This is a genomic window from Bartonella sp. ML69XJBT (assembly GCF_028618515.1).
In the GTDB taxonomy this organism is placed as follows: Bacteria; Pseudomonadota; Alphaproteobacteria; order Rhizobiales; family Rhizobiaceae; genus Bartonella.
The window spans coordinates 1-1,198 of record NZ_JAQITB010000119.1; the positions used below are offsets into that span (position 1 = coordinate 1).

Annotated in this window: 1 pseudogene; it reads left to right on the forward strand. The window is 48.3% G+C overall.

Features of this window, described 5'->3' with window-relative positions:
- Positions 1-1,198, forward strand: a pseudogene (locus tag PVV68_RS10425) (hypothetical protein); the annotation flags it as partial.

Here is a 1,198-nt window from a genome sequence, read left to right on the forward strand (position 1 = left end):
TAAGAGAGAGAGCAGCAGAAGCCAAGGGATTAGCAGAAGAGGCAAAAGGTTTAGCGGAAAAAGCGAGTACAGATGTAACGTCAAGCACTGCAGTAGCAACTCAAGCACAAAAGACAGCAGAACAAGCATTAACAGAGGTCACAAGCGTTAAGGCAAGTGTCTCTAGAGCAGAGACGACGTCAGGAGAAGCGAAGAGTGCATCAAGCGAAGCCAAACAAGTTGCAGAAACGGCAAGAGTTAAGGCATCAGAGGCGCAAGACAATGCAACAGAAGCGATAAAGATAGCCAATGAAGCGAAGGTAGCGGCAGAGCAATCGGTGCGTTTAGACGGTGAAGCTCTACGAGGCGGAGAAGCGATTAAGATCTTGGCGGAAGATGCGAAGAGCAAAGCGGAAACTGCACAGAGTGTTGTGCAAGAAGTAAAAGAGACGGCATCACAGGCGTTGAACGTAGCCAATGGAGCGAAGGCAGTATCAGAAACAGCGGTAAACACGGCGACAGAGGCAAAGGGGCTAGCAGAGGGAGCCTCTACGACAGCCAATGAAGCCAAGAATGCAAGTGAAGCAGCGACAGCAACAGCGCGTAATGCGAAAGAAAGTGTTGAGAGAGCCATTTCAGAGGCATCAGATGCGAAGAACAAAGCAGAAGAAGCGAAACAATTAGCATCAGAAGCAAAAGATGCGTCTTCAAATGCTCTCACGGCTTCTACAGAAGCGAAGGATCAATCTTCACAGGCGATCACCTTAGTTAATGAAGCAAAAGGTGTTAGTGAAGAAGCCAAGAGTTTATCGGAAAAAGCGAGAGCAACCTCTACAGAGGCACAAAGGGTAGCAGAGCAAGCACGAACAGAATCGACTGGTGCGACCACGACGGCAGCTACGGCATTAACCACAGCCAATGATGCAAAGGAGAGTGCAGAAGCAGCCAAAAGGTTATCGGAAGAGGCGAAGACTTTAGCACAAGCAAACAAGAATGTTTGTGATGAGGTTAAACAGAGCTTTAGTGATGTAAAAAGCCTTGCAGAGAGTGCGGTATCAACAGCCAATGCGGCAAAACAGAGAGATGATGAGACGTTACAAAAAGTCACAGAATCCTTGACGCAATCGAGTGAAGCCAAGAGCATGGCAGAGGACGCTAAAAGCGTAGCGGATAGTGCAAAAGAGAAGGCAGAACATGCAGAACAGCAAGCAAGCGAGGC